23 protein-coding genes are annotated in these 21,643 nt (G+C 60.5%); 15 read left to right on the forward strand and 8 right to left on the reverse strand.

Annotated elements, in window-relative coordinates:
- Nucleotides 1-113 precede the first annotated feature (113 nt).
- The 5 genes from GWC77_RS04195 (at nt 114) to GWC77_RS04215 (ending at nt 5,224) form a co-directional block, all read left to right on the forward strand.
- The gene (locus GWC77_RS04195) at nt 114-1,010 is read left to right on the forward strand and encodes a carbohydrate ABC transporter permease (RefSeq protein ID WP_254366808.1); all 897 of its coding nucleotides are present in this window, start codon (nt 114-116) and stop codon (nt 1,008-1,010) included.
- A 13-nt stretch (nt 1,011-1,023) separates the two neighbouring features.
- The gene (locus GWC77_RS04200) at nt 1,024-1,875 is read left to right on the forward strand and encodes a carbohydrate ABC transporter permease (protein ID WP_173255614.1); all 852 of its coding nucleotides are present in this window, start codon (nt 1,024-1,026) and stop codon (nt 1,873-1,875) included.
- 83 nt (nt 1,876-1,958) lie between these two features.
- Nucleotides 1,959-3,953 carry a beta-galactosidase gene (locus tag GWC77_RS04205; protein WP_173255728.1) on the forward strand — a complete coding sequence of 665 codons (1,995 nt, stop codon included), beginning with the start codon at nt 1,959-1,961 and terminating at the stop codon, nt 3,951-3,953.
- A 285-nt stretch (nt 3,954-4,238) separates the two neighbouring features.
- Complete coding sequence (locus tag GWC77_RS04210) at nt 4,239-4,439, forward strand: copper chaperone (protein WP_173255729.1); 201 nt, start codon at nt 4,239-4,241, stop codon at nt 4,437-4,439.
- Between the two features lie 521 nt (nt 4,440-4,960).
- Complete coding sequence (locus tag GWC77_RS04215) at nt 4,961-5,224, forward strand: DUF2249 domain-containing protein (RefSeq protein ID WP_173255615.1); 264 nt, start codon at nt 4,961-4,963, stop codon at nt 5,222-5,224.
- Between the two features lie 112 nt (nt 5,225-5,336).
- On the opposite strand, the gene GWC77_RS04220 is transcribed toward GWC77_RS04215, so the two are convergent.
- On the reverse strand, nt 5,337-6,233 hold the full coding sequence (locus GWC77_RS04220; protein WP_173255616.1) for a LysR family transcriptional regulator: 897 nt from the start codon (nt 6,231-6,233) through the stop codon (nt 5,337-5,339).
- Nucleotides 6,234-6,334: 101 nt separating this feature from the next.
- Here GWC77_RS04220 and GWC77_RS04225 point away from each other — a divergent pair, with 101 nt between their 5' ends.
- On the forward strand, nt 6,335-7,195 hold the full coding sequence (locus tag GWC77_RS04225) for an aldo/keto reductase family oxidoreductase (RefSeq protein WP_173255617.1): 861 nt from the start codon (nt 6,335-6,337) through the stop codon (nt 7,193-7,195).
- A 13-nt stretch (nt 7,196-7,208) separates the two neighbouring features.
- Here GWC77_RS04225 and GWC77_RS04230 read toward each other — a convergent pair whose 3' ends face one another.
- From GWC77_RS04230 to GWC77_RS04250, 5 genes are all read right to left on the reverse strand, one after another.
- Nucleotides 7,209-7,370, reverse strand: a complete 162-nt coding sequence (locus GWC77_RS04230; protein WP_254366797.1) for a hypothetical protein — start codon at nt 7,368-7,370, stop codon at nt 7,209-7,211.
- 35 nt (nt 7,371-7,405) lie between these two features.
- Entirely contained in the window at nt 7,406-8,209 is an 804-nt protein-coding gene (gene phnE / locus GWC77_RS04235) for a phosphonate ABC transporter, permease protein PhnE (RefSeq protein ID WP_254366798.1), read from the reverse strand.
- Entirely contained in the window at nt 8,206-9,048 is an 843-nt protein-coding gene (gene phnC / locus GWC77_RS04240; RefSeq protein WP_367948993.1) for a phosphonate ABC transporter ATP-binding protein, read from the reverse strand. The genes phnE and phnC overlap by 4 nt, the downstream gene beginning before the upstream one ends.
- Complete coding sequence (locus GWC77_RS04245) at nt 9,045-9,944, reverse strand: phosphate/phosphite/phosphonate ABC transporter substrate-binding protein (protein WP_173255618.1); 900 nt, start codon at nt 9,942-9,944, stop codon at nt 9,045-9,047. The genes phnC and GWC77_RS04245 overlap by 4 nt, the downstream gene beginning before the upstream one ends.
- Before the next feature lie 408 nt (nt 9,945-10,352).
- A complete protein-coding gene (locus tag GWC77_RS04250; protein WP_173255732.1) occupies nt 10,353-10,985 on the reverse strand; it encodes a transcriptional regulator in 633 nt (210 codons plus the stop codon).
- Between the two features lie 189 nt (nt 10,986-11,174).
- Between GWC77_RS04250 and GWC77_RS04255 the strand changes: the two genes are divergently transcribed.
- The 4 genes from GWC77_RS04255 (at nt 11,175) to GWC77_RS04270 (ending at nt 15,841) form a co-directional block, all read left to right on the forward strand.
- On the forward strand, nt 11,175-12,287 hold the full coding sequence (locus GWC77_RS04255) for an asparaginase (protein ID WP_173255619.1): 1,113 nt from the start codon (nt 11,175-11,177) through the stop codon (nt 12,285-12,287).
- 170 nt (nt 12,288-12,457) lie between these two features.
- Nucleotides 12,458-13,771, forward strand: a complete 1,314-nt coding sequence (locus GWC77_RS04260; protein WP_367948994.1) for a dicarboxylate/amino acid:cation symporter — start codon at nt 12,458-12,460, stop codon at nt 13,769-13,771.
- A 105-nt stretch (nt 13,772-13,876) separates the two neighbouring features.
- The gene (locus tag GWC77_RS04265; RefSeq protein WP_173255620.1) at nt 13,877-14,848 is read left to right on the forward strand and encodes an ornithine cyclodeaminase family protein; all 972 of its coding nucleotides are present in this window, start codon (nt 13,877-13,879) and stop codon (nt 14,846-14,848) included.
- Between the two features lie 24 nt (nt 14,849-14,872).
- The gene (locus GWC77_RS04270; protein ID WP_173255621.1) at nt 14,873-15,841 is read left to right on the forward strand and encodes a threo-3-hydroxy-L-aspartate ammonia-lyase; all 969 of its coding nucleotides are present in this window, start codon (nt 14,873-14,875) and stop codon (nt 15,839-15,841) included.
- A gap of 83 nt (nt 15,842-15,924) precedes the next feature.
- Here GWC77_RS04270 and GWC77_RS04275 read toward each other — a convergent pair whose 3' ends face one another.
- A complete protein-coding gene (locus GWC77_RS04275; protein ID WP_173255622.1) occupies nt 15,925-16,662 on the reverse strand; it encodes a DUF1045 domain-containing protein in 738 nt (245 codons plus the stop codon).
- The gene (gene phnF / locus GWC77_RS04280) at nt 16,659-17,405 is read right to left on the reverse strand and encodes a phosphonate metabolism transcriptional regulator PhnF (protein ID WP_173255734.1); all 747 of its coding nucleotides are present in this window, start codon (nt 17,403-17,405) and stop codon (nt 16,659-16,661) included. Before phnF ends, GWC77_RS04275 begins: the two co-directional genes overlap by 4 nt.
- Before the next feature lie 265 nt (nt 17,406-17,670).
- Here phnF and phnG point away from each other — a divergent pair, with 265 nt between their 5' ends.
- From phnG to phnK, 5 genes are read left to right on the forward strand one after another with little or no spacing between them, the layout of a single operon-like run.
- Nucleotides 17,671-18,150 carry a phosphonate C-P lyase system protein PhnG gene (gene phnG / locus GWC77_RS04285; protein ID WP_173255623.1) on the forward strand — a complete coding sequence of 160 codons (480 nt, stop codon included), beginning with the start codon at nt 17,671-17,673 and terminating at the stop codon, nt 18,148-18,150.
- Complete coding sequence (gene phnH, locus GWC77_RS04290; protein WP_173255624.1) at nt 18,147-18,761, forward strand: phosphonate C-P lyase system protein PhnH; 615 nt, start codon at nt 18,147-18,149, stop codon at nt 18,759-18,761. The genes phnG and phnH overlap by 4 nt, the downstream gene beginning before the upstream one ends.
- Nucleotides 18,761-19,927: a carbon-phosphorus lyase complex subunit PhnI gene (locus GWC77_RS04295; RefSeq protein WP_173255625.1), complete on the forward strand. Its 1,167-nt coding sequence runs from the start codon at nt 18,761-18,763 to the stop codon at nt 19,925-19,927. The genes phnH and GWC77_RS04295 overlap by 1 nt, the downstream gene beginning before the upstream one ends.
- Nucleotides 19,924-20,856: an alpha-D-ribose 1-methylphosphonate 5-phosphate C-P-lyase PhnJ gene (locus GWC77_RS04300; protein ID WP_173255626.1), complete on the forward strand. Its 933-nt coding sequence runs from the start codon at nt 19,924-19,926 to the stop codon at nt 20,854-20,856. Before GWC77_RS04295 ends, GWC77_RS04300 begins: the two co-directional genes overlap by 4 nt.
- Nucleotides 20,853-21,623, forward strand: coding sequence for a phosphonate C-P lyase system protein PhnK (phnK, locus tag GWC77_RS04305; RefSeq protein WP_173255627.1), 771 nt, complete (start codon nt 20,853-20,855; stop codon nt 21,621-21,623). Before GWC77_RS04300 ends, phnK begins: the two co-directional genes overlap by 4 nt.
- Nucleotides 21,624-21,643 lie beyond the last annotated feature (20 nt).

Raw genomic sequence — 21,643 nt, forward strand, 5'->3', positions numbered from 1 at the left:
CCGGCCTCGGCTTCCTTCAGAAACCCGATGATTTGCTCTTCCGTAAAACGCTTCTTCATGTTCGTCTTCTTCTCCGAAAACGAACTTTACTAGGTTCTGACTGGCCCGGTTTGTTGGGGGCAGGTCAGCGCCGCCCGCCAGGGGCACGGGTGCCCGCACCGCTCGTCGCCAGACGCAAGCGAGCTGCGTTGTTGTTTCTGCTGCCCGCTTGCGCGATGTTCTGCATTTATGTGATCTACCCGATTATCAGCAGCATCGTACTCAGTCTTTACAACTGGGACGGGATGAGCGAAAAGGTTTTTGTTGGACTTGCGAACTACGGCGAATTGCTACGCACCGATACGTTCTATGTCGCATTGAAGAACAACGTCCTATGGCTCGTGCTGTTTCTGCTCGCTCCTCCGATCGGGCTCGCTTTCGCACTCTATCTCAATCAGAACGTGAAGGGTATGCGACTGATCAAGTCGCTGTTCTTCTCGCCGTTTGTGCTATCGGGAGTCGTGGTCGGACTGATCTTCAGTTGGTTCTACGATCCTGCGTTTGGATTGTTGAAGCTCATCGTGGGGCATGGCATTCCGGTTCTGGGAGACGAGCGTTACGCCACGTTCGGTGTGATCGCCGCAGCGCTGTGGCCGCAGATCCCGTTCTGCATGCTGCTGTATCTCACCAACCTCACGAGCATCAATCCTGAAATCATCGAGGCCGGCCGTATGGAGGGGGCAACGGGCTGGTCGCTTCTCTGGCACGTCGTGCTGCCTCAACTGCGTCCTGCGACGTTCCTCTCTGTCGTGCTCACCATTATCGGTGCACTCCGAAGCTTCGACTTGATCGCGGTGATGACTGGAGGAGGGCCGTTCGACAGCTCGACCGTACTGGCCTATTTCATGTACGACCAAGCCATCAAGTACTTCAGATTCGGTTATTCGGCTGCGATTGCGGTTGTGTTGTTCTCGATCATGCTGGTGTTCATCGTGTATCAGCTACGCCGGCTTCTTCACAGCGACCGATAACAAAGGAGAACGTATGTATCCCACTCCGGTGAGCCGTTGGAATCCGATAGGCCGCAAGGTTTATAAAACTTCGCTCCCGATCGCTCTCGTCATCTGGTTGCTTCCGTTGATCGCGGTCTTCATCACGTCGGTGCGCTCGACGGACGATCTCGTTCAAGGCAACTACTGGGGATGGCCCGAGAAGTTCGCGCTCATGGAAAACTATCGCGCGGTACTGTTCAACTCACCCATGCTTCATTACTTCTTGAACAGTTGCCTGATCACCGTGCCTTCGGTAGTCGGATCCATTGCGCTTGCCGCAATGGCAGGGTTTGCGCTGGCGACTTATCCCTTCAAAGGAAACAACGGCATATTAGGAATCTTCGTGGCCGGAAACTTCGTGCCGATCCAGATTCTGATGATCCCCGTTCGTCAACTGACGCTTCACCTCGGGTTATTCAACACGCTCGAAGGGCTCGTGCTGTTTCACATTTCATTCCAAACGGGGTTTTGCACGTTGTTTCTGCGAAACTTCATCAAGGAACTGCCGTATGAGCTCGTTGAAGCAGCGCGCATCGAAGGGGCCAACGAGTGGCAGTTGTTTTATCGCATCATCCTGCCGTTGATCGCACCGGCTCTGGCGGCGCTGGCCATTCTCGTGTTTACGTTCGTCTGGAACGACTACTTCTGGGCACTGTGCTTGACACAGGGAGATGACGTAGCGCCCATCACGGTGGGAGTCGCCGCGCTCAAGGGGCAGTGGACGACCGCCTGGAATCTTGTGTCGGCGGGCTCGCTGCTCGCAGCTCTTCCGTCCGTCGTCATTTTCTTCGCCATGCAAAAGCATTTCGTAGCCGGTTTGACATTCGGCGCCACGAAGGGCTGAGCGATCGCTCATTGACATTCGATGCGGGCGCCTGGCCTGCAGGGCGCTGTGCGTCCCTAACATTTAACGAAAGGAATCTCTCCATGAATGTGGGTGTCGATTACTATCCGGAGCATTGGGACGTTTCGCTGTGGGAGCAAGACGCTCGGCAGATGCGGGAAGCCGGCATCACTATCGTTCGTCTGGCCGAGTTTGCATGGTCACGTCTCGAACCCACGGAGGGCGAATTCGACTTCGAATGGCTTGACCAAGCCATTGCTGTGTTGGCACGGCATGAAATAGGCGTGGTGATTGGGACACCGACTGCGACGCCGCCGGTCTGGCTCACGCACAATTATCCCGACGTCCTTCCCGTGGATAACAAGGGAAATGCGGTTTTCGCAGGCGTACGCCTGCACCGCTGCTACAGCAGCCCGTCACTGCGCAAGTTTGGCGAGCGAATCATCGAGCAAACTACGCGACGCTACGCATCGCATCCGGCCGTCATCGGTTGGCAAACGGACAATGAACTCGCAGCGAACGATTGCCATTGCGCGAACTGCACGCGCTTGTTCCGCGGCTGGCTGCAGAAAAAATATGGCTCGTTGGAGACCCTGAACCGCGAGTGGGGCACCGTTGTTTGGAGCGGGGAGTACAGTGACTGGGATCAAGTAACGACGCCGCTCGGTGGTTCGCCGTATCTCAACCCCTCGTTCTTGCTCGACTTTCGACGATTTTCTTCTGACGCGGTGGCCGAATTCAACCGTTTCCAGGCGGCACTGATCAGGCAGAACAGTCCGGGAAAATTCGTGACGCACAATTTGTGGGGATATCCGGTCAGCGCCGACTATTACGATATGTTCGGCAGCATGGACTTCGCATCCGTCGACTACTATCCGGCAACCGACCTCCAGGACGACTCCAAGTCGAAGATGTATCACGGCGCATTGACGCTCGATCTCACCCGTGGCGTCAAACGACAGAACTTCTGGGTCATGGAGCAGCTCAGCGGAACACCGGGATGCTGGTACCCGATGTCGCGTACTCCGTTTCCGGGCATGATCCGCGCTTACGCGTGGCAGAGCGTCTCCCGCGGTGCCGACACCATCATCCAGTTCCGTTGGCGCTCGGCGCGAATTGGCGCAGAGCAATTCTGGCACGGGCTTCTGGATCACCACGGGCAGCCCGGGCGTCGCTTCGAAGAGTTCGTTCAGTTCAGCACGGAGGCTAGAAAACTCGCTCCGCTTCTCGAGGGAACCACGCTCAAGCACGATGTGGCCATGCTCTTTTCGCATGAGCAATCGAATGCCTTCCAGATACAACCGCAGGCCGATGGATTCGACTACCTGGGAAACATCAAACGGCTTCATTCAGCATTGCTTCGAATGGGCGTTGGAACGGACGTCGTCAACTGGCGAGAAGACTTCCAAGGTTACAAGTTCGTGATCGCACCGATGCTGTATTTGATCGACGAGGAAATTACCGGCAAGCTCAAGCAGTATGTCGAGAACGGAGGCGTGCTCGTGCTGACCACGAGATCCGGTGTCAAGAACCTGAACAACGTCTGCTTGCCGGACCGGCTGCCGAATCTGCTGACGGAACTCGCCGGCGCGTATGTCGACGAATACGATCCGGTGGGAAAGGATTCGCAGACGCTGCGTCTCGAGAGCGGCGAATGTCTCTCATGCGGTCAATGGTGCGACATCCTGACACCTGTCACGGCCGAAACGACGGCAACGTACTCGAGTGAATACTTTACGGGTAAGGCGGCCGTGACGCGAAACGCGCACGGTAAGGGCGTGGTTTACTACATCGGTACGGTGCTTGACGAAAGAGCAAGCCAGGTTTTGATGCGTCGCATAGCGCGTGACGCAGGCATCGACTGCGGCCTCGAACTCCCTGATGGTGTGGAAGTCGCGATAAGACAGTCCGACGAGCGACGGTTGATCTTTGTACTGAATCTCTCGAAGGAGTCGAAGGAAGTGTCGATTCCGATCGTCAATTGCGTAAGCGCGCTGTCGGGCAGCAGCTTTTCGGGCGGCAACGTGAAGCTCGCTCCGGGCGGCGTGGAAATACTCGTTCAAGTCCCCTCTTTGTGAGGACCGTCGGCTTGAACAGGACTCGCATCGATTTCAATGTCGAGCTGTGACGGTCAACGGCAATCAATATCACATCGTGATATATATCGGGCATCTTGATCTAACGCAATGTTCTCCCATTCCGTCAAGGTAAGGTTAGGACACTCCCGCGGTTCAAATGCACGCGGTGACTTGGGACTCCTTGACGGAACGGGGAATCGCATCGATACCTTTCCCGTTCGCCGCACCGCCACCCGCGATGCGACACTGGGCGTACCCATGTCATCGAACGAGAGAGGCGAGACCATGAAATTCAGAACATTGAAAAAACTCGGCGACGACGATATACCGAAAATTGCGAACGCGGTTATTTCGGTTGACCCCGATGCGAAGGTAGCGACAGATGTGGCAGGGAACACGGTGGACGTCAACTCCTGGCTGTTCGCCGAGGAATTCCTCGTTGCGTTCTACGATGCCGGGTATGACGTCCGCATAGCTCAACGCTAGTCTTCCTCTACGATCCAGATTGGGATCTCGAGCCGTAAATGCAAACAGCGGAGTCTTGATGCGCGGACCCGATTCAAGCGGAAAGAGCATCACGCAGAAACGGATATCGATCCCTCACGCAGGCCATGTCAGCGCACATCTCTGGGAGCAGCCAGTCCCGCACATGCGCCACTTCCTTCCGAATACGTCCAGCAAGGCCGACGCTCTTACGAGCGGGGCATCCACGTAGCCACCACACGGCCCCTCATCCCCCTTGAGCGTTGACCGGCGGGTCCTTTGTCCGTGTGCGACCGATTGACCCAGATCATGTTCGCGTATCCGCCCGTGTGCTAAAAGATACATTGATGGCGCATATTTAACGGCCCGGTAAGCACCACGCCGAGCCTTTTCCCGGCAGTCCCGAAAGGAGCGAGTCATACGGTCGATGCGCGACGCGGCGCGCGCGCCGCTCTGCTGGCCTGTCCATCGAGATTTCTCGCGCACCTCGTTGTGTTTGTCAGTCTTCATTCTGGAGTACGAAAATGTCAGCCCTCCCAACCCCTGCTGCCGTAATCGTCGTCGACATCGGCACAGTTGATCCGACCGAACGCCACTCAATGGTGTTCGACACGTTCGCAAGACTGTCCCCCGGCCAGGCGCTCGAGCTCGTATCGGACCACAATCCCGAACCGTTGCTCGAGGAATTTGCCGCCGAGTTGCCGGACGGCTTCTGGTGGCAATGCGGAAAGGGGCGCCCAGACTTGTGGCGAGTGCTGATTGGCAAGCCTGTGTCCGAGGTCGATTGATCGTGCGGTGCGGACCCGCCGGTGGTCACGGCTGGAACGCGTGCGACGGCCTTGCGCCACGCGTCGATATCGGCCATGGCAGTGTGAATCCAAGCGCTGACGTGCCTATCGGTTAGCCGGCCTTGATGAACTCGATAAACGCACGCAGCGGCCCGGGCACGAGGCGCCGCCCCGAGTAGTAAAGGAACGGCCCGGAAAACGGTCGCCACCACGATTCAAGCACCGGCTCCAATGCGCCGCGCTGCAGGTGAGGGAGCAACCATCCCTCGAAAAGATGAACGATGCCGCAGCCGGAGAGCGCGGCATCGATCATCAAATCGATCCCTGCGCCGATTTGCACCAGCAACGGACCGGTCGGCTCCACTCGCACGACTTCTCCATCGCGTTCGTATTCCCACGGCGGCATCGCGCCGCTCGGAAAACGGCCGCGCAAGCACGCGTGATCGAGAAGCTGGCGCGGATGCTCGGGACGCCCGCGGCGATCCAGGTAGGACGGGGCGGCCGCTGTCGCAAAGCGCTGAATCCGCGGTCCGATCGGCACCGCGATCATGTCCTGCTCGAGCCGTTCGTCGTAACGGATGCCCGCATCGCAGCCCGCCGCGAGTACATCGACGAAATTCTCATCGGTCGTGACTTCGAGTCGTACCTCGGGATAGGCCTCGAGAAACGGCGGGACGATACTGGGCAGTATCAATCGCGCAGCACTGAGCGGCACATTGAGCCGAAGTGTGCCCGCAGGCCGATCGCGAAAGCCATCGATCTCATCGAGCGCTGCTTCGACCTCCGTCAGAGCAGGGCCGAGCCGCGCGAGCAAGCGCTCGCCCGCCTCTGTCGGCGCGACGCTGCGCGTCGTGCGATGAAGCAGCCTGACGCCGAGCTGTGCCTCGAGCCGGCGCACCGCGTCGCTGAGTCCCGAGGCGCTTGCGCCGGCTAGGCGCGCGCCGTCACGAAACCCCTTGGCACGCGCCACGATCACGAATGCATTCAAATCGGCCAGATCGATTTGCATTGTTCGCCTTTTCGTACAACCCGTGCGGATTATGACGGCTTATCGCGCAACGACGCAACGCGTAATCTTTGGCTTCCCGTTCCTAGAAAGAGATAGCCATCATGAGCACCCATGATTCTTCCAACACGTTCGAGCTCGGCCAGCACGTCGTGCGACGGCTCGGTTATGGCGCGATGCAGCTCGCGGGGCCGCGAGTCTTCGGTCCGCCGAAGGACCGGGACGCCGCGCTGGCAGTACTGCGCGAAGCGGTCGGTTCGGGCGTCAATCATATCGACACCAGCGATTTCTACGGGCCGCACATCACCAACCAGTTGATTCGCGAAGCGCTTCACCCGTATCCCGATGACGTTGTTATCGTCACGAAAGTCGGTGCGCGGCGCGGGGAGGACGCCTCGTGGTTACGAGCGGATTCAGCCGCGGAACTAACTCAGGCAGTGCATGACAATCTCCGCAATTTGGGACGCGACGTCCTCGATGTGGTGAACTTGCGGGTCATGTTCGACGCCCACGGACCGGCGGAGGGCTCGATCGAGGCGCCGCTGACCGCGCTGGCCGAGCTGCAACGGCAAGGCTTGATTCGGCACATTGGCGTGAGTAACGTCACGCGCGCGCAGATCGAGGAGGCACGGCGGATCTGCGAGATCGTTTGCGTGCAGAACCACTACAACCTCGTGCATCGCGACGACGACGCGCTCATCGACGAACTCGCACGCGATGGCATCGCTTACGTGCCGTATTTCCCGCTGGGTGGTTTCACCCCGCTGCAGTCGTCGACGCTTTCCGAAGTTGCGCATGAACTCGCCGCGACGCCAATGCAGGTTGCGCTGGCGTGGCTGCTGCGCCGTTCGCCCAACCTACTACTGATTCCAGGCACATCGTCGGTTGCGCATCTGCGCGAAAACCTTGCCGCAGCGGCGCTCATGCTGCCCGAGCAGGCTATACGTCGGCTGGACGCTCTTTGACGGGGCGCTCACATCAGCCGTCGTACTTCTCGGCGAACGCGGCGGCATCGAGCGTGCGGAAGTCGGCCAATGCGGCATCGAGTCGCTCCCGAGGCCAGTCCCACCACGCGATCCGCTGAAGGCGCTCCGCCGTGCGTTCGTCGACGTCGACGCCGCCTATTTTTTCGATGTACATGGCCTTGCCTCAGCACTGTTTCGAAGCGAGCCTTCTCAAGCGACCAGCGTTCGAAGATAGGCGGAAATCCGCTCGGCGCACGCGACGAGCACGAAAGTCACGATCAGCAGCAACGCGACCGTTTGATATTGAAACAGATTCATCGCCGTCAGCAACAGGAAGCCGATACCGCCGGCGCCGACAAACCCCAATACGAGGGAGGATCGCAGGTTTTCATCGAAGCGGTACAGCGAGATGCCCAACAGCGAAGGAAGGACGCCCGGTACGACGGCGTGCGTGAACACTTGTATCCGGCTCGCTCCTGTCAACGTCAGTGCTTCGACAGGACCCATATCCATATCCTCGATGACTTCGGCGAAGAGCCGTCCGAGCATGCCAACGGAATGAACCGCGAGCGCCAGCGCGCCGGGAAACGGCCCCAGGCCGACAGCGGTCACGAACAGCAACGCCCATACGAGGTCGGGCACGGCCCGCGCCACGCCAATGACCGCGCGCGCCGCGTAATAGAGCGGCTTGGCGGGCGTCAGGTTCCCTGCGGCGAGAATAGCGAGCGGGAAGGCGAGCAAGACGCCGAATACGGTGCCGAAAATCGCCAGATCGATCGTTTCCAGCACGGGCAGTAACGTCGGCTTGAACTGATCGAAGGCCGGGGGAAGGGCGCGCGAGATGATATCGGCCATCCCATGAGCACCCGTCACGAGGTCCTGGGGCCGCGCCTGCACGACGATCCACGCCTGAACGAACAGCGCGGCGATCAGCACGACCGCGGCGATCATACCGACCTGACGAACCAGCGAGGGGCCGCCCGCGATTGGACCTTTGTACGTGGTGCTCATCATGCGTCCGCCTGATACAGCTCGGCAATCTCGCGCTGCGAGACCTCTGCCGCGGGCCGGTCGAACACCATACGCCCACGGCGCAGCCCGACGAGCCGGTCCGAGTAGCGCGTCGCAAGTTCGGGCTGATGCAGCACGCAAACCACGGCGAGGCCATCGTGGCTGGCAAGGCGACGCAGCAGCCGCATGACCTCGTCGGCGGCTTCAGGGTCGAGACTCGCGACGGGCTCGTCCGCGAGCAGCACCTGCGGCGCTTGCGCGAGCGCCCGAGCAACGGCGACACGCTGAGCCTGACCGCCCGACAGCGTTCCAGCGCGCTGACCGGCAAGCTCGGCCAACCCCACTTCGGCGAGGTGGCCCAGCGCCGGACCGACTTCGTCGCGCGGCACGTATCCGAGCGTCGTCGCAAGCGTGCGATGCCGGCCGAGCGTCCCGCAACAGACGTTGGCAAGCACGCTGCGGCGCCGCACCAGATTCGCATGCTGCGAGATCAGGGCAAGGGGCAGCCGCGCTTCGCGCAACGCCTTGCCGGAGAGCAACGTGAGATCGCGGCCCGCCACTTCGACGCTGCCGGCGCTAGGTCGGTTCATGCCGACCACACACTTCATCAACGTCGACTTCCCGCTGCCGTTGCTGCCGAGCACGACGACCATCTCTCCCGCCTCCACCGACAGCGTCACGTCTTGAAGGGCGACATGCCCGTTCGGATACCGCATCGTCAGATTGCGCACTGCCAGCGTCGCACCGCGGGCGCGAGCGCCCCCTCGCGGCGCCGTGCGATCGTGTGGCCGGCTGTGCGGCCCGAATGCTTCAGCGGCGGGCGCTCCGAGAATGGAGTTCACAGTTTTGCCAGGTCGACGTGCCGCGTCTTGACCAGATCGCGGATCTGATCGTAGGCGGCATCGGTTTGTACCGTGGTCTTGAGCGCCGGATTCTCGTTCGCTGCAAGGAACTTCTGATCGGCTTCCGGCAGTTCATGAAAATCGAGCGAACTCAGAATCTTCGCCAGACGTTGCTTGAACTCGGCAGGCAGGTTGCCGCGCACGGCGATGGGATCGAGTGGAATCGGCTCCGATTGCCAAAGCGTCACGTAGGCATTCGCGTCGAACTCGTTATGCAGCTTCGCGCTTGCGATTTCTTCGCTGTTGAGCTCGCCGGCCTGCACTTTGTGGTTGCGCAGCGCCTCGAACGACGCTGTGTGGCTACCCGCATAAATCGCCTTGACGCCATGGTCCGGATCGATGCCGTTCTTGCTCAGACCGTAGGCCGGGAAGAGGTGGCCCGACGTCGAGCTGGGATCCGAGTAGGCAAACGAGCGGCCCTTGATGTCAGCGAGGGATTTGACGCCCGACCCCGGCCAGGTCACGATCGACGCCGTATAGGTAGCCGGCTTGTTATCCTCGCCCGCGAACGTTGCGACGGCTTCCGCGTGGGCGACCTGATGCGCGAGCACATAGCCGAGAGGACCGAATTGACCGATTTCGAGCTTGTCGTTGCGCATCGCCTCGATCTCGGCGTTGTAGCTGGTCGCGACGAAAAGCTCCACTTTGCAGCCGAGTTTGTCGCCGATCAGCTTGGCAACGTCCTGATACACAGGCAGCAGACGCTGCGAGGATTCGTACGGTTCGACGCCGAAACGCACGACGCCGTTGTTGGGGCACGTTCCTTCGGCATGCGCATTGGCGGCAGCGAAGCTCGCGGCGAGCGCGGCGGCAGCGGCAACTTTCAACAGCTTCATATCGTCCCTTTCCCCGAGTGGTGGTGTGTCGGTTGCGAATCGGCTGAACGCGGGCGGCACATCCATGCGTCGCGTCTGGCGCATTGTGGGATGGATAGATGATGAATTTGTGAAAAAGGTGCGCGCCGCTGTTGAGCTGGCAACTTGCGAATGGATATCCAGACGTCTAGATGTGTTTCAGGCGCACGCGGGCGTTCACCGAACCACCGCACGGAGGACGAGCAGCGTAATGGCAGGTTTCGTTCTTCGGTTCAATCGGACATCCGCTGCATTTTGCTTCTTGCCGTCGGGACATTTCTCGAGCAGCAGACGGGAATCCACGAGATCCTCGAAGAATCGAGGCTCTCTCGCGCAAATCTCGGGCGACCAGGAGCTGAACTAAATTGCCGCCACACGCAGCATTTCCTCTCACTTGGCGTCGTTGTACACGGTCGCGCGCGATACGCCCAGATGTTGGGCGACCGTCTCCATTGATCGTCGCAAATCAAGGTATCCCTCGTCTCTAAGGGCTTGCATCAGAGTCCTTCGTTGATCAGTGCGCAGCGCCTGCGGCGTCGTCGCGAGAGCGACCGCGAATCGATCGATTCGCTCACGCAGCGACTCTGCGCTCGATGGGTCCAGCGATTCTTTGACCACATCAGTCTTGAGCGTAGAAAACTGTTCCAGCAGGTGGGTGATGCTGCGGAACAGCGTCACATCGACGTTCAGGCAGAGCGCGGCAATGTAATGCCCGTCCGAATCCTTGATGCCAATTGATGTGCTCTTGGCCTGCCGGCCATCCGCGAAACGATTTGCGTAGTTCGCGAGGACTTGCGGGTACTTGGCATCGGCAATCCGTGCCAGGCCGAGTTCGGTCGCAGGATCGCCCACCTGCCGCCCAGACAGGTTGTTGTGGATCGCAAGGATCGCGTTTTTCGGATGAAGGAGGTCGTGAACCACCACCTCCGTAAATGGCGCAAGCGTTTCGCCCAATCCCGCTGCGATGTGCTTGACCTGATTGAGGATTGTCTGCTGCTCGCTGGTGAGTTTGCTCTTAGCCATTGGATGATTCATCTACATTTTTCCACATTGTATAGGCTCTTGGCGCCCAAAGTGAAATCCTCGCATTCCCCTATTTTATGCAGAACGTCTAACTTTGGATAATATGTATAGCCCTTGAGCCGGTCAGTGTCCTTTTTGAGCGCGCCGCTCGGTCCCTGCCCCCAAATAGACACCATCAGGAGATACGCAATGCAAGGAAAACACGTATGCCAGTCCGCCTTGGCGCGAGGTCTGTGTGCGGCGCTTTTGTCGCTGACAGTGGGGGCCTTCACGACCGCCGCCGATGCACAGCAGCCCAGCGCCAACCCGCCACAAAACCTGCCGAGGATTCTCGTGCTGGCAACGGGCGGCACGATTGCCAGCAGCTCCGATCCCCGTTCGGCAATTGGCTACAACGCTGGGGGCATTACCGGCGGTCAACTCATCGCGAGCGTTCCTGGTCTCGACAAGCTCGCGTCCATCGGCGCGGAGCAGATTTCGAATGTCGGCTCGCAGGACATGAACAACAAGATCTGGTATCAGCTCGCGGACCGCATCAAACAGGCCGTCGACCGGAACGAGGTTGACGGCATTGTGATTACGCACGGCACAGACACAATGGAAGAAACCGGCTTCTTCCTCGATCACGTCCTCTCGACCAGCAAGCCGGTTGTTCTCGTCGGTTCCATGCGTCCGGGTAGTTCGACGAGCGCGGATGGCCCGATGAATCTCTACGAAGCGGTGGAAGTTGCTGCCAGCCCCCAGTCCGCGAACCGTGGCGTGCTGATGGTGATGAATGACACGATTAACAGCCCGCGTTGGGCAACCAAGGCCAACACTACGTCGTTGCAGACCTTCCAGAGCGCGAACGCCGGCCCGCTCGGGTACGTCGACCCTGCCTCGATCCGCTACCTCTCTCCGGCGCCGACCGGCCACAAGAAGGCCTTGGAGCTGCCGAGCGGCGGGCTACCCCGCGTGGACATCGTGTACGCGCACGCGGACATGGACGCGACGCAGATTCAGGACGCAGTTCGACATGACGCAAAGGGCATCGTTCTCGCCGGTGTCGGCGATGGAAATGCGTCGAAGGCTGCACTGGACGCAATGGAAGCGGCTGCTCGCAAGGGCATCGTCGTGGTCCGTTCTACACGCGTGGGCAGCGGATTCGTCAATCGGAATGTCGAGGTACCCGACGACAAGAGCGGCTTCGTTTCGTCCTATGACCTGAGCCCTCAAAAGTCGCGTGTTCTCACGCAACTGCTCATCGCCAACGGCGTGACGTCGCCGGACAAGGTTCAGAAAGCCTTCCAGTCAACGTACTGAATTCCATTTCGTGCGCGGCTCGCCTTTATGCGGAGTGGATCGGCGCTCACAAGCCGGCTCGCGCTGTAGCGGAGCCAACATCCTTGCCATTACGGGGCAGCCGTCGAGGTGGAAGCCGTAGCTTTGGCTTCGGCCCATTGAGATCAAAAAAGATCGAAGGAAATACCATCGTGAAAAAATGGAAGCTTTCTCATTGGATCATGCTCGGCATGATCCTCGGCATCGTCGTAGGCTACGCCTGCCATCAATATGCGGGAGACGAGGCCGCTGCCAAGTCCATTGCCGCCGACTTCGGCACGGTGACGACGATTTTCTTGCACATGATCAAGATGATTATCGCGCCGTTGGTCTTCGCGACACTCGTCTCTGGCATTGCCAGCATGCACAGTGGAAAGTCCATCGGGCGAATCGGCGCGAAGGCGCTCGGCTGGTTTATCGTCGCTTCGCTCGTATCGCTCAGCATCGGGCTGTTGTTCGTCAATATCGCTCAACCCGGTGCCAGTCTCAATATGCCACTGCCGCCAGCGGACGCTTCGACGCATCTGCAAACGAGCGCACTTAACGTGAAGGACTTCCTGACGCATATCGTGCCGAGCAGCATTGCTGAAGCAATGGTGGGAAACCAGATCATGCAGATTCTGGTGTTTTCGCTGTTTTTCGGTATTGCGTTGGGAAAGGTTCCGGGGGAGCCTGGCGTGTTCCTGAAGCGTGCCGTTGATGGGCTGATGGAGACGATGCTTCGCGCGACGAACGCGGTCATGGCCTTCGCGCCTGTCGGTATCTTTGCTGCCATCGCGGGTGTCGTCACCGTGCAAGGCCTTGGCGTGGTCGTCACCTACGGCAAGCTCATTGGCTGGTTCTACGTGGCATTGTTCGCACTCTGGACGGCGCTTTATTTCGCTGGACGCGCAGCCTTGGGCCGTCGTATGCCTGAATTGGTCAAGAAGATTCGTGAGCCTATGATGATTGCGTTCTCGACGGCCAGCAGCGAGGCCGCTTTTCCGGTTTTGACGGAAAAGTTGACCGAGTTCGGCGTGCATCGACGCCTTGTCGGTTTCGTGCTGCCCCTTGGCTACTCGTTCAATCTCGACGGTTCGATGGTCTATCAGGCATTCGCGGCGATTTTCATCGCACAGGCGTTTGGCGTGCACATGCCCATCGGCACGCAAATAACGATGCTCCTCATCCTCATGATCAGCAGCAAGGGTATGGCGGCGGTTCCGCGAGGCTCGCTGGTTGTGGTTGCCGCGATCCTGCCGATGTTCCACCTTCCGGAAGCCGGCTTGCTGCTGGTGATGGGCATTGACCAGCTGCTTGACATGGGCCGCACGGCAACCAATGTTCTGGGCAACAGCATCGCCAGTGCTGTTGTGGCCAGATGGGAAGGTGAACTGTCACCCGCTGGGACGCATGAACAGGGCCAAGCGTTGCAAAGCGCAAGTACTGAGCCTGTCCCGGATTATGGGAATGTTCGCTCGTCGTGACCCGGGAAAGGGCCTTGCATTGCTCGGTACGCTTATGTTGATATTTCGTCCATTGTTGGACATAATTTATGGTTTTAGCCGTCCGATTGGGAAAAACGTACGACCATGCCGACAGACGCGAAGCTTCTCCTGCTCGACCGTGATGTTGTGGAACCTGCTCTGCAAGCGGAGCAGGTCATGGCTGCGGTTCGCGAAGCATTTATCCTCCACAGCCGGCGAGCCGGACGAGTCTTTCCTGTCGTGCGCGAGACGTTGCATACGGGTGGGGTGTTCGGCATCAAGTCCGGCGATGTGGCAAGCCAGAATCTTCTCGGTTTCAAGGCGGCCGGATTCTGGCCGGGCAACCGTGGCGTTGGCGGTGAGCCTCATCAAGCGACCGTTGCGCTGTTCGATCCTTCGACGGGGCGACCGCTCTGCATCATGGACGGTAATGCAATCACCACTGCGCGGACCGGCGCCGCCGGTGGTTTGGGGCTGCAACAGCTCGCGCGATGCGACAGTACGCGGATCTGCATCTTCGGCACCGGGGTTCAGGCGAGCGTCCAACTTCAGTACGCGCTGAAGCTACTGCCTCAGCACTGTACGGTCCAATATGTGACCGTCACCGGCGAGGCCGAGCCCGGTTTCGAAGCGAGATTTCGGGACCGGTGCGCCATCAGCATGGCGATGGACCGCAACAATGCCGTAGCCAACAGTGACGTGGTCATCACCGCGACGCCTGGAAGTGGGGCGTTGTTCGAAGCAGATGCGGTTCAACCTGGAACGCACCTGACATGTGTGGGTGCCGACACGGCTGGCAAGCGCGAACTGCCTGACGGTGTGTTGGCGCGTGCGCGCATTTTCGTCGATGATGAGATTCAGGCACGCAGCATCGGCGAATGCCAGTGGGCACCGACGTTGCCATGCAGGGAAATAGGCGACCTCCTTTCTGGCACAAGCTCGTTCCAGCGGTCTCCGAGCGACATCACTGTGTTCGATATGACTGGCCTCGCTCTGCAGGATCTCACGGTCGCGCGCTTCCTCTATGGGCACGCCACGGAGCAACAGCTAGGGACGTCCGTTGCATGGCCTTGGTGAATCAAATCTACTTTCGAGTCTGACATGACTACTTTCGAGCTTCCCACCTACGCTGACGTTGAGGCGGCTGCCTCCCGGATCGCCGGCGTCGCACATCGCACCCCGGTTCAAACCTCACGCACGCTGAACGAAATGATCGGCGCGGAAGTGTTCTTCAAGTGTGAGAACTTCCAACGCATGGGCGCGTTCAAGTTTCGCGGGGCGTTCAATGCGCTTTCGAAATTTTCGCCCGAACAGCGCAAAGCCGGCGTGGTTGCGTTCTCCTCGGGCAACCATGCCCAAGGGATTGCCTTGTCTGCGAAGATTCTCAACATCCCTGCGACCATTGTGATGCCGCATGATGCGCCCGCGGCGAAGGTGGCGGCGACGAAGGGATATGGGGCGAACGTGGTTGTGTACGACCGCTACACCGAGGATCGCGAAGCGATTGGCCGGCGTCTCGCAGACGAAAATGGCCTCACGCTGATTCCGCCCTACGATCACCCGGACATCCTTTCGGGGCAGGGTACTGCCGCCAGGGAGCTCTTTGAAGACGTGGGTGCGCTCGACTACCTGTTTGTGCCGTTAGGCGGTGGTGGTCTGCTGTCAGGTAGCGCGCTATCGACCCGTGCTCTGGCGCCGCAATGTGTCTTGTACGGCGTCGAACCGGAAGCAGGTAATGATGGTCAGCAATCGTTCCGGAGTGGCGAAATCGTTCATATCGAGACACCGAAAACCATTGCGGACGGCGCGCAGACCCAGCACCTCGGACACTACACGTTCGGTATCATCAAACGCGATGTGAACGACATTTTGACGGCACCGGACTCCGATCTGGTGTGCGCCATGAAGTTCTTCGCTGCCCGCATGAAGATGGTCGTGGAACCGACCGGATGCCTCGGGCTCGCTGCCGCCTTGAATATGAAGGACTCTCTCAAAGGAAAGCGCGTCGGCGTTCTCATCAGCGGTGGCAACATCGACCTTGAACGTTTCTGCGCGGTAGCGTCGGCGTAAGCATGATGACGCCCATGTTCGACAAGCTGGCAGACCTCTGTTTCAGGCGAACGTGCCGCGCCGCATGCGAGCCGCAGGCCCTCTCATCGCGCGCCTTCGAAAGGAAAACGCGCGACGAGCACAAACGGCTGGGTAGGGCCGCACTCGGCGAAAACTGCCGCACCTTCGATCCGCAGGGGGCCTAGCTGCGGAATCTGTGCGTTCCACCAGTCAACCAGCATCTGCCGCTCGTTGGCATCTATCGGATCGCTGAGCGTCATATGAAAGCGAAATTCGTCGAGCACGAACGGATAGCCCCAGCGGTCCAATAATTCACGCTGCCGCTCCGTCAATTGACCGTTGAGCCGGCGGCGCCGCTCTTTTTCGTTCGGCATCGCGCGCAAAGGTGCGAACTGGTGCAATGCGTCAGCCGCAAGCGCCCGCATGGCGGCGGCGCCGTCAGCCGTTGCCGGACGGATGGCGACAAATCGTTCGAGCGCCGCCGCCTCGACGGGCAAATCAAACGGTTCTTGGCGGCTTGCCCAGACATGCGCCACCCGGAAAACGTCCTCGAGCGCCGCACCCGCCACGCACCGGGCCGGCGCCACCCATGTCCCATGCCAACCGTAGCGCTGCGGCGCGCGCGAGAGGCCGGGCACATCGCGCAAACGCGCGGTGAGCGCCGGGAGCACCGGTGGAACGAGCATTTGTCCTGATTCGGGATCGCGTCCGAGCCACCTACAACCGATATCCCACCATGCCGAGCCGCGCGCAGGCGCGTAGTAAATCGCGAATCGGCTTTGGTCGGTCCACTCGGAAACCGTCTTCGAGCCATCGCTCATACGTTTTGCTCCACCAGAAGCTGTACCCGGTCCGCGGCGAAATACGTAAAGCCGTACTTGATCGGCGTACCGTCTGCGTCGACATCGACGTTCTCGACCCAAAGCACGGGCTGCTGCCTGTTGATATTGAGGCGGCGCGCCACTTCCGCGTCGGGCAGCGTACTGCCGATCCTGCTCCAGCGCCGAGCGTAGTCGATGACGTCATATTCGGCGAGCGCGGCCGAGAAGCCGCCATTCGTTCGCTCCAGCGCCTGCGGCAATCCCGCGAAGCGCGCGGCCGGATACCAGGCAAGCGCGTACGTCAGCGGTACGCCATCCGCCGCATGCAGCGATTCGATCCGATACACGAGCGTTCCCGTGCGCAAACCCAGCGCCTTGGCAATCTTCGGTTCGGCTTTCATGGACGCGGACGAAAGCACCGTGCCGCATGCCGAATGGCCCTGCTCGCGCAGATTTTCAGTGAACCGCGTACGGCGCCCGATCGTATAGTCGATTGCCCCCGGTTGGACGAACGTACCGCGGCCCTGTTCGACGCTGACCAGCCCTTGCGCCGCCAACCCTAGCATGGCGCGCCGCACAGTATGGCGATTGACGCCGAAGCGCTTCGCGAGCTCGCCCTCGCTCGGCAAGCGACCGTCTTCACCGAATCCGCTCGCGGCGATTTCCGAGGCCAGCATCTGTTCGATCTGCCGCCACACCGCCACGCCGGCGCCGCGCTCCACCGCGCTCGCTGTAAGGGGCATGCCGCCGGGCTCGGTGACGCGCCCGTTGTTGCTGCGTTTCATCGTTGTGTCATTCCGATCAGTTCGAATGCTTTATTCATAGGCCGTCGTACCGGCGGCAGCAATAGTCTGTTCACGAAGCATCGAACGGTCGACATCGTTGCATAAGTTTGCTGCCGCACTACCGCACGTTTCCGACCGCGATATGCTAGCATGCCTCACATTGAGTCTAGTCATCTAGACGACTAGATGTCACTTGACGACAAAACTCAGCGGAATCGGGCGTATGACGACCTCATCTTGCGCAGTTGGACCGGAACGGCAGCTCTGGCTTGCAGAGCTTGCGCGGGCGCCGCGCGTCACCCTCGAATCTGCACTCGCCGCGGTGTGCGGCGGGGCGCCACTCCCGGCGTTCGAGTGGCTGCGCGTTCCGCAAACCGGACTTGCGATGGTCCGCGGACGGATCGGCGGTACGGGCGATGCGTTCAATATCGGTGAATCTACGGTGACGCGCGCGGTGCTGCGGCTCAAATCGGACGACGGTTCAGGCCCCGTCGGCATTGCCTATCAGTTGGGACGTGACAAGCGGCGGGCGGAACTGGCCGCGCTAACCGACGCGATGTTGCAATCGCCGCGCTGGCGCGATGCCGTTCGCTTGCAACTGATCGAGCCGCTTACGAAACGGCGTGAGGCAGCGCAACGCGAGCGTGCCGTCAGCACGGCATCGACGCGGGTCGATTTCTATACCATGGTGCGGGGAGAATGATGATCGGCAAATTAGCCTCGCTGGGAACGCTGGTGCGCGGGTTCGACGATCCCGTCCACGATGCCCAGATCTCGTTTCGGGTGCTGCTCGACGTTCTTGCGCGACCGGGCACCATCGGCGCAATCGACGTGAACGTCGCCGACGACGCGCATGGCGCATGGCCGGCCGCGGTGTTTGCCGCCATGCTGACGCTTTTCGATTTTTCGACGCCGGTCTGGTTTCAACAACGCGACGAGGCACTTGTCCAGGCCATTCGCTTTCACACGGGAGCGCCACTGGCAGAGCAATCGGCTCACGCCGCCTTCGTCTACATCGAAAACGCCTCGGACATGCCATCGCTCGAGGCGTTTTCGCACGGCACGCCCGAGGCGCCCCAGAATTCCGCCACGCTCCTGATCCGTGTCGCAGCATTGGAGGGGGGGCGGCCCATCGCGCTCTCTGGCCCGGGCATCCCGTCGGTTCTGGATATCGCCCCGCTCGGTCTGGCCGATTCGTTTTGGCGAGAGCGCGCATTGCTGGATGCGCAAGCGCCGTGCGGCGTCGATTGTTATCTGTTCTGCGGGCGGTCCGTCATCGGCATTCCGCGCACGACTCGAGTGGAGCTCAACTGATGTACGTTGCAGTCAAAGGAGGCGAGCGCGCGATCGAGGCCTCGTGGCGTCTGCTCGAAAAAGCGCGGCGTGGCGATCGCACCGTGCCCGAGCTGACCACCGCGCAAATTCGTCAGCAAATGCGGCTCGCGGTTGCGCGGGTCATGACGGAAGGCTCCGTCTACGACGAGGAACTGGCGGCACTTGCCATCAAGCAGGCGGCCGGTGACCTCGTGGAGGCGATCTTTCTGTTGCGTGCCTATCGCACCACGTTGCCGCGTTTTGGCTACACGGTGCCCATCGAAACCGGGCGCATGGAGATACAGCGCCGGATTTCCGCCACATTCAAGGACGTTCCCGGCGGACAACTGTTAGGGCCGACCTACGACTACACGCAGCGATTGCTCGACTTTTCTTTGTTGGCTGATGAGCCGGCACTTGAATCCGGCGATGAGTGCGCCTCGCCTCAGGCGTCGCTGCAAGCGGGGGCGATCGCATCGGAGGAGCCGCCAACGGTGGACGAGGCATCGGCGGCTGCCATGCCGCGCGTCGTGGCGTTGCTCGATGCAGAGGGGCTCATCGAGCAGGAACAGCCTTCGGAGAACGTGGAGCCTCCTATCGACCTGGCAGTCGAACCGCTGCTGATGCCGGCCAAACGTGCCGTGCGACTACAGAACCTCGCCCGTGCCGACGAAGGCTTCCTGCTATCCATGGGGTACTCGACGCAGCGCGGATACGCACGCAACCATCCGTTCGCGGGAGAAATCCGCAACGGCCTCGTGGCCGTCGAGATGGAGATTCCGGAGCTCGGTATCGCCGTCGAACTCGGGGACATCGAAGTGACCGAATGCCAGATGATCAACCAGTTCTCGGGTACGCAAAAGGCCCCGCCGAGCTTTACCCAGGGCTATGGCCTGGCCTTCGGCCACTCGGAGCGCAAAGCCATGGCCATGGCGCTCGTCGATCGCGCACTGCGCGCCGAGGAGTTGGGCGAAGCGGTGACGGCACCCGCGCAGGACCCCGAGTTCGTGCTTTATCACAGCGATAACGTGGAGGCCTCAGGCTTCGTGCAACATCTGAAGTTGCCGCACTATGTCGATTTCCAAGCGGAACTCGAATTGGTGCGGGGCCTGCGGGCTGCGCACCCGGCGGGACAGCGGGCCAGGGAAGGGGAGGACGCTGCATGAACGCTCCGCATGAAGCATACGCGGCTAACGCGACGGATCGGGCGGATGAAGCGGTCGAAGGCTACAACTTCGCTTACCTCGACGAGCAGACGAAGCGGATGATACGTCGGGCGCTGCTGAAGGCGATCGCGATTCCGGGCCATCAGATACCGTTCGGCTCGCGCGAAATGCCGCTTCCGTACGGGTGGGGTACAGGTGGAATCCAAGTGACGGCGGCCATCATCGGCCGCGACGACACGCTCAAAGTCATCGATCAGGGTTCGGACGATACGACCAACGCCGTCAATATCCGACGATTTTTCGCCCGTACGGCCGGGATCCGGACCACGACGCGCACCGTCGAAGCCACGATCGTTCAAACGCGTCACCGCATTCCGGAAACGCCGCTCTCCGATCGGCAGATTCTCGTGTATCAAGTGCCGATGCCCGAGCCGCTCTACCGGCTCGAGCCGCGGCTCGCCGAGTGCAGCAAGCTGCATGCACTCTCCGAGTATGGGCTCATGAACGTCAAGCTCTATGAGGATATCGTTCGCCACGGGAGCATCGCCACGACGTATGACTATCCTGTGATCGTCAACGATCGCTATTTGGCGGCGCCATCGCCCATTCCCAAGTTCGACAATCCGAAGATGCATATGAATCCCGCGCTGCAGCTATTCGGTGCAGGTCGGGAGCGAAGAATTTACGCCATTCCTCCCTACACGAGCGTACGCAGCCTCGACTTCGAAGACTATCCGTTCGAGGTGCAACGATGGGAGCATGCCTGTGAAATATGCGGCTCGCGCAAAAGCTTTCTCGACGAGATGATCGTCGACGACAAAGGCAAGCGGATGTTCATCTGTTCCGATAGCGACTACTGCCGGCAGCAGGTCGCAAAACGCGAAATGGACAGCACGCCCGTGGCCGAACCCGACGGAGCGCGCTCATGACTCCGCTGTTGAGCGCGCGTGGTCTGACGACATACTACGGCGAACGGCCGGGCTGCGAAGACGTGAGCTTCGACCTCTATCCCGGCGAAGTACTGTGCGTCGTCGGCGAGTCGGGCTCAGGCAAGACGACCTTGCTGAATACGATCGCATTGCGCCTGCGCGCGGCGTCGGGCAGTGTGACCTACACGGCGGCCCAGGGCGAGTCGCTGCAACTGTTCGCGCTCAGCGAGGCGCGCCAACGCCACCTGATGCGTACCGAATGGGGGTTCGTCGAGCAGAATCCGCGCGACGGCTTGCGCATGACCGTATCGGCCGGAGCAAACATCGGCGAACCGATGATGACTGTCGGTGCGCGTCATTTCGGAAGAATCCGTGAGACATCGTCGAACTGGATGCGGCGTGTGGAACTCGATGCCGGACGCATCGACGATCTTCCGACTTCGTTTTCGGGTGGCATGCAGCAGCGTCTGCAGATCGCGCGCAATCTGGTGACCGGTCCGCGGCTGGTGTTGATGGACGAGCCGACTGCGGGCCTAGATGTCTCCGTCCAGGCCCGCCTGCTCGATCTGCTGCGCACGCTGACGGCACAGCTGCATCTGGCCTGTGTGATCGTGACGCACGACATCGGCGTCGCGCGCTTGCTCGCGCATCGGCTGATGGTGATGCAAGCGGGCCGCGTCGTTGAGACAGGGCTGACGGATCAAGTGCTCGACGATCCGCAGCACCCTTATACGCAATTGCTCGTGTCGTCGGTGCTGCCCGCGTAGGGCCTGTTCACGCGACGAAT

This window comes from Paraburkholderia sp. NMBU_R16, assembly GCF_013282575.1.
Lineage (GTDB): Bacteria > Pseudomonadota > Gammaproteobacteria > Burkholderiales > Burkholderiaceae > Trinickia.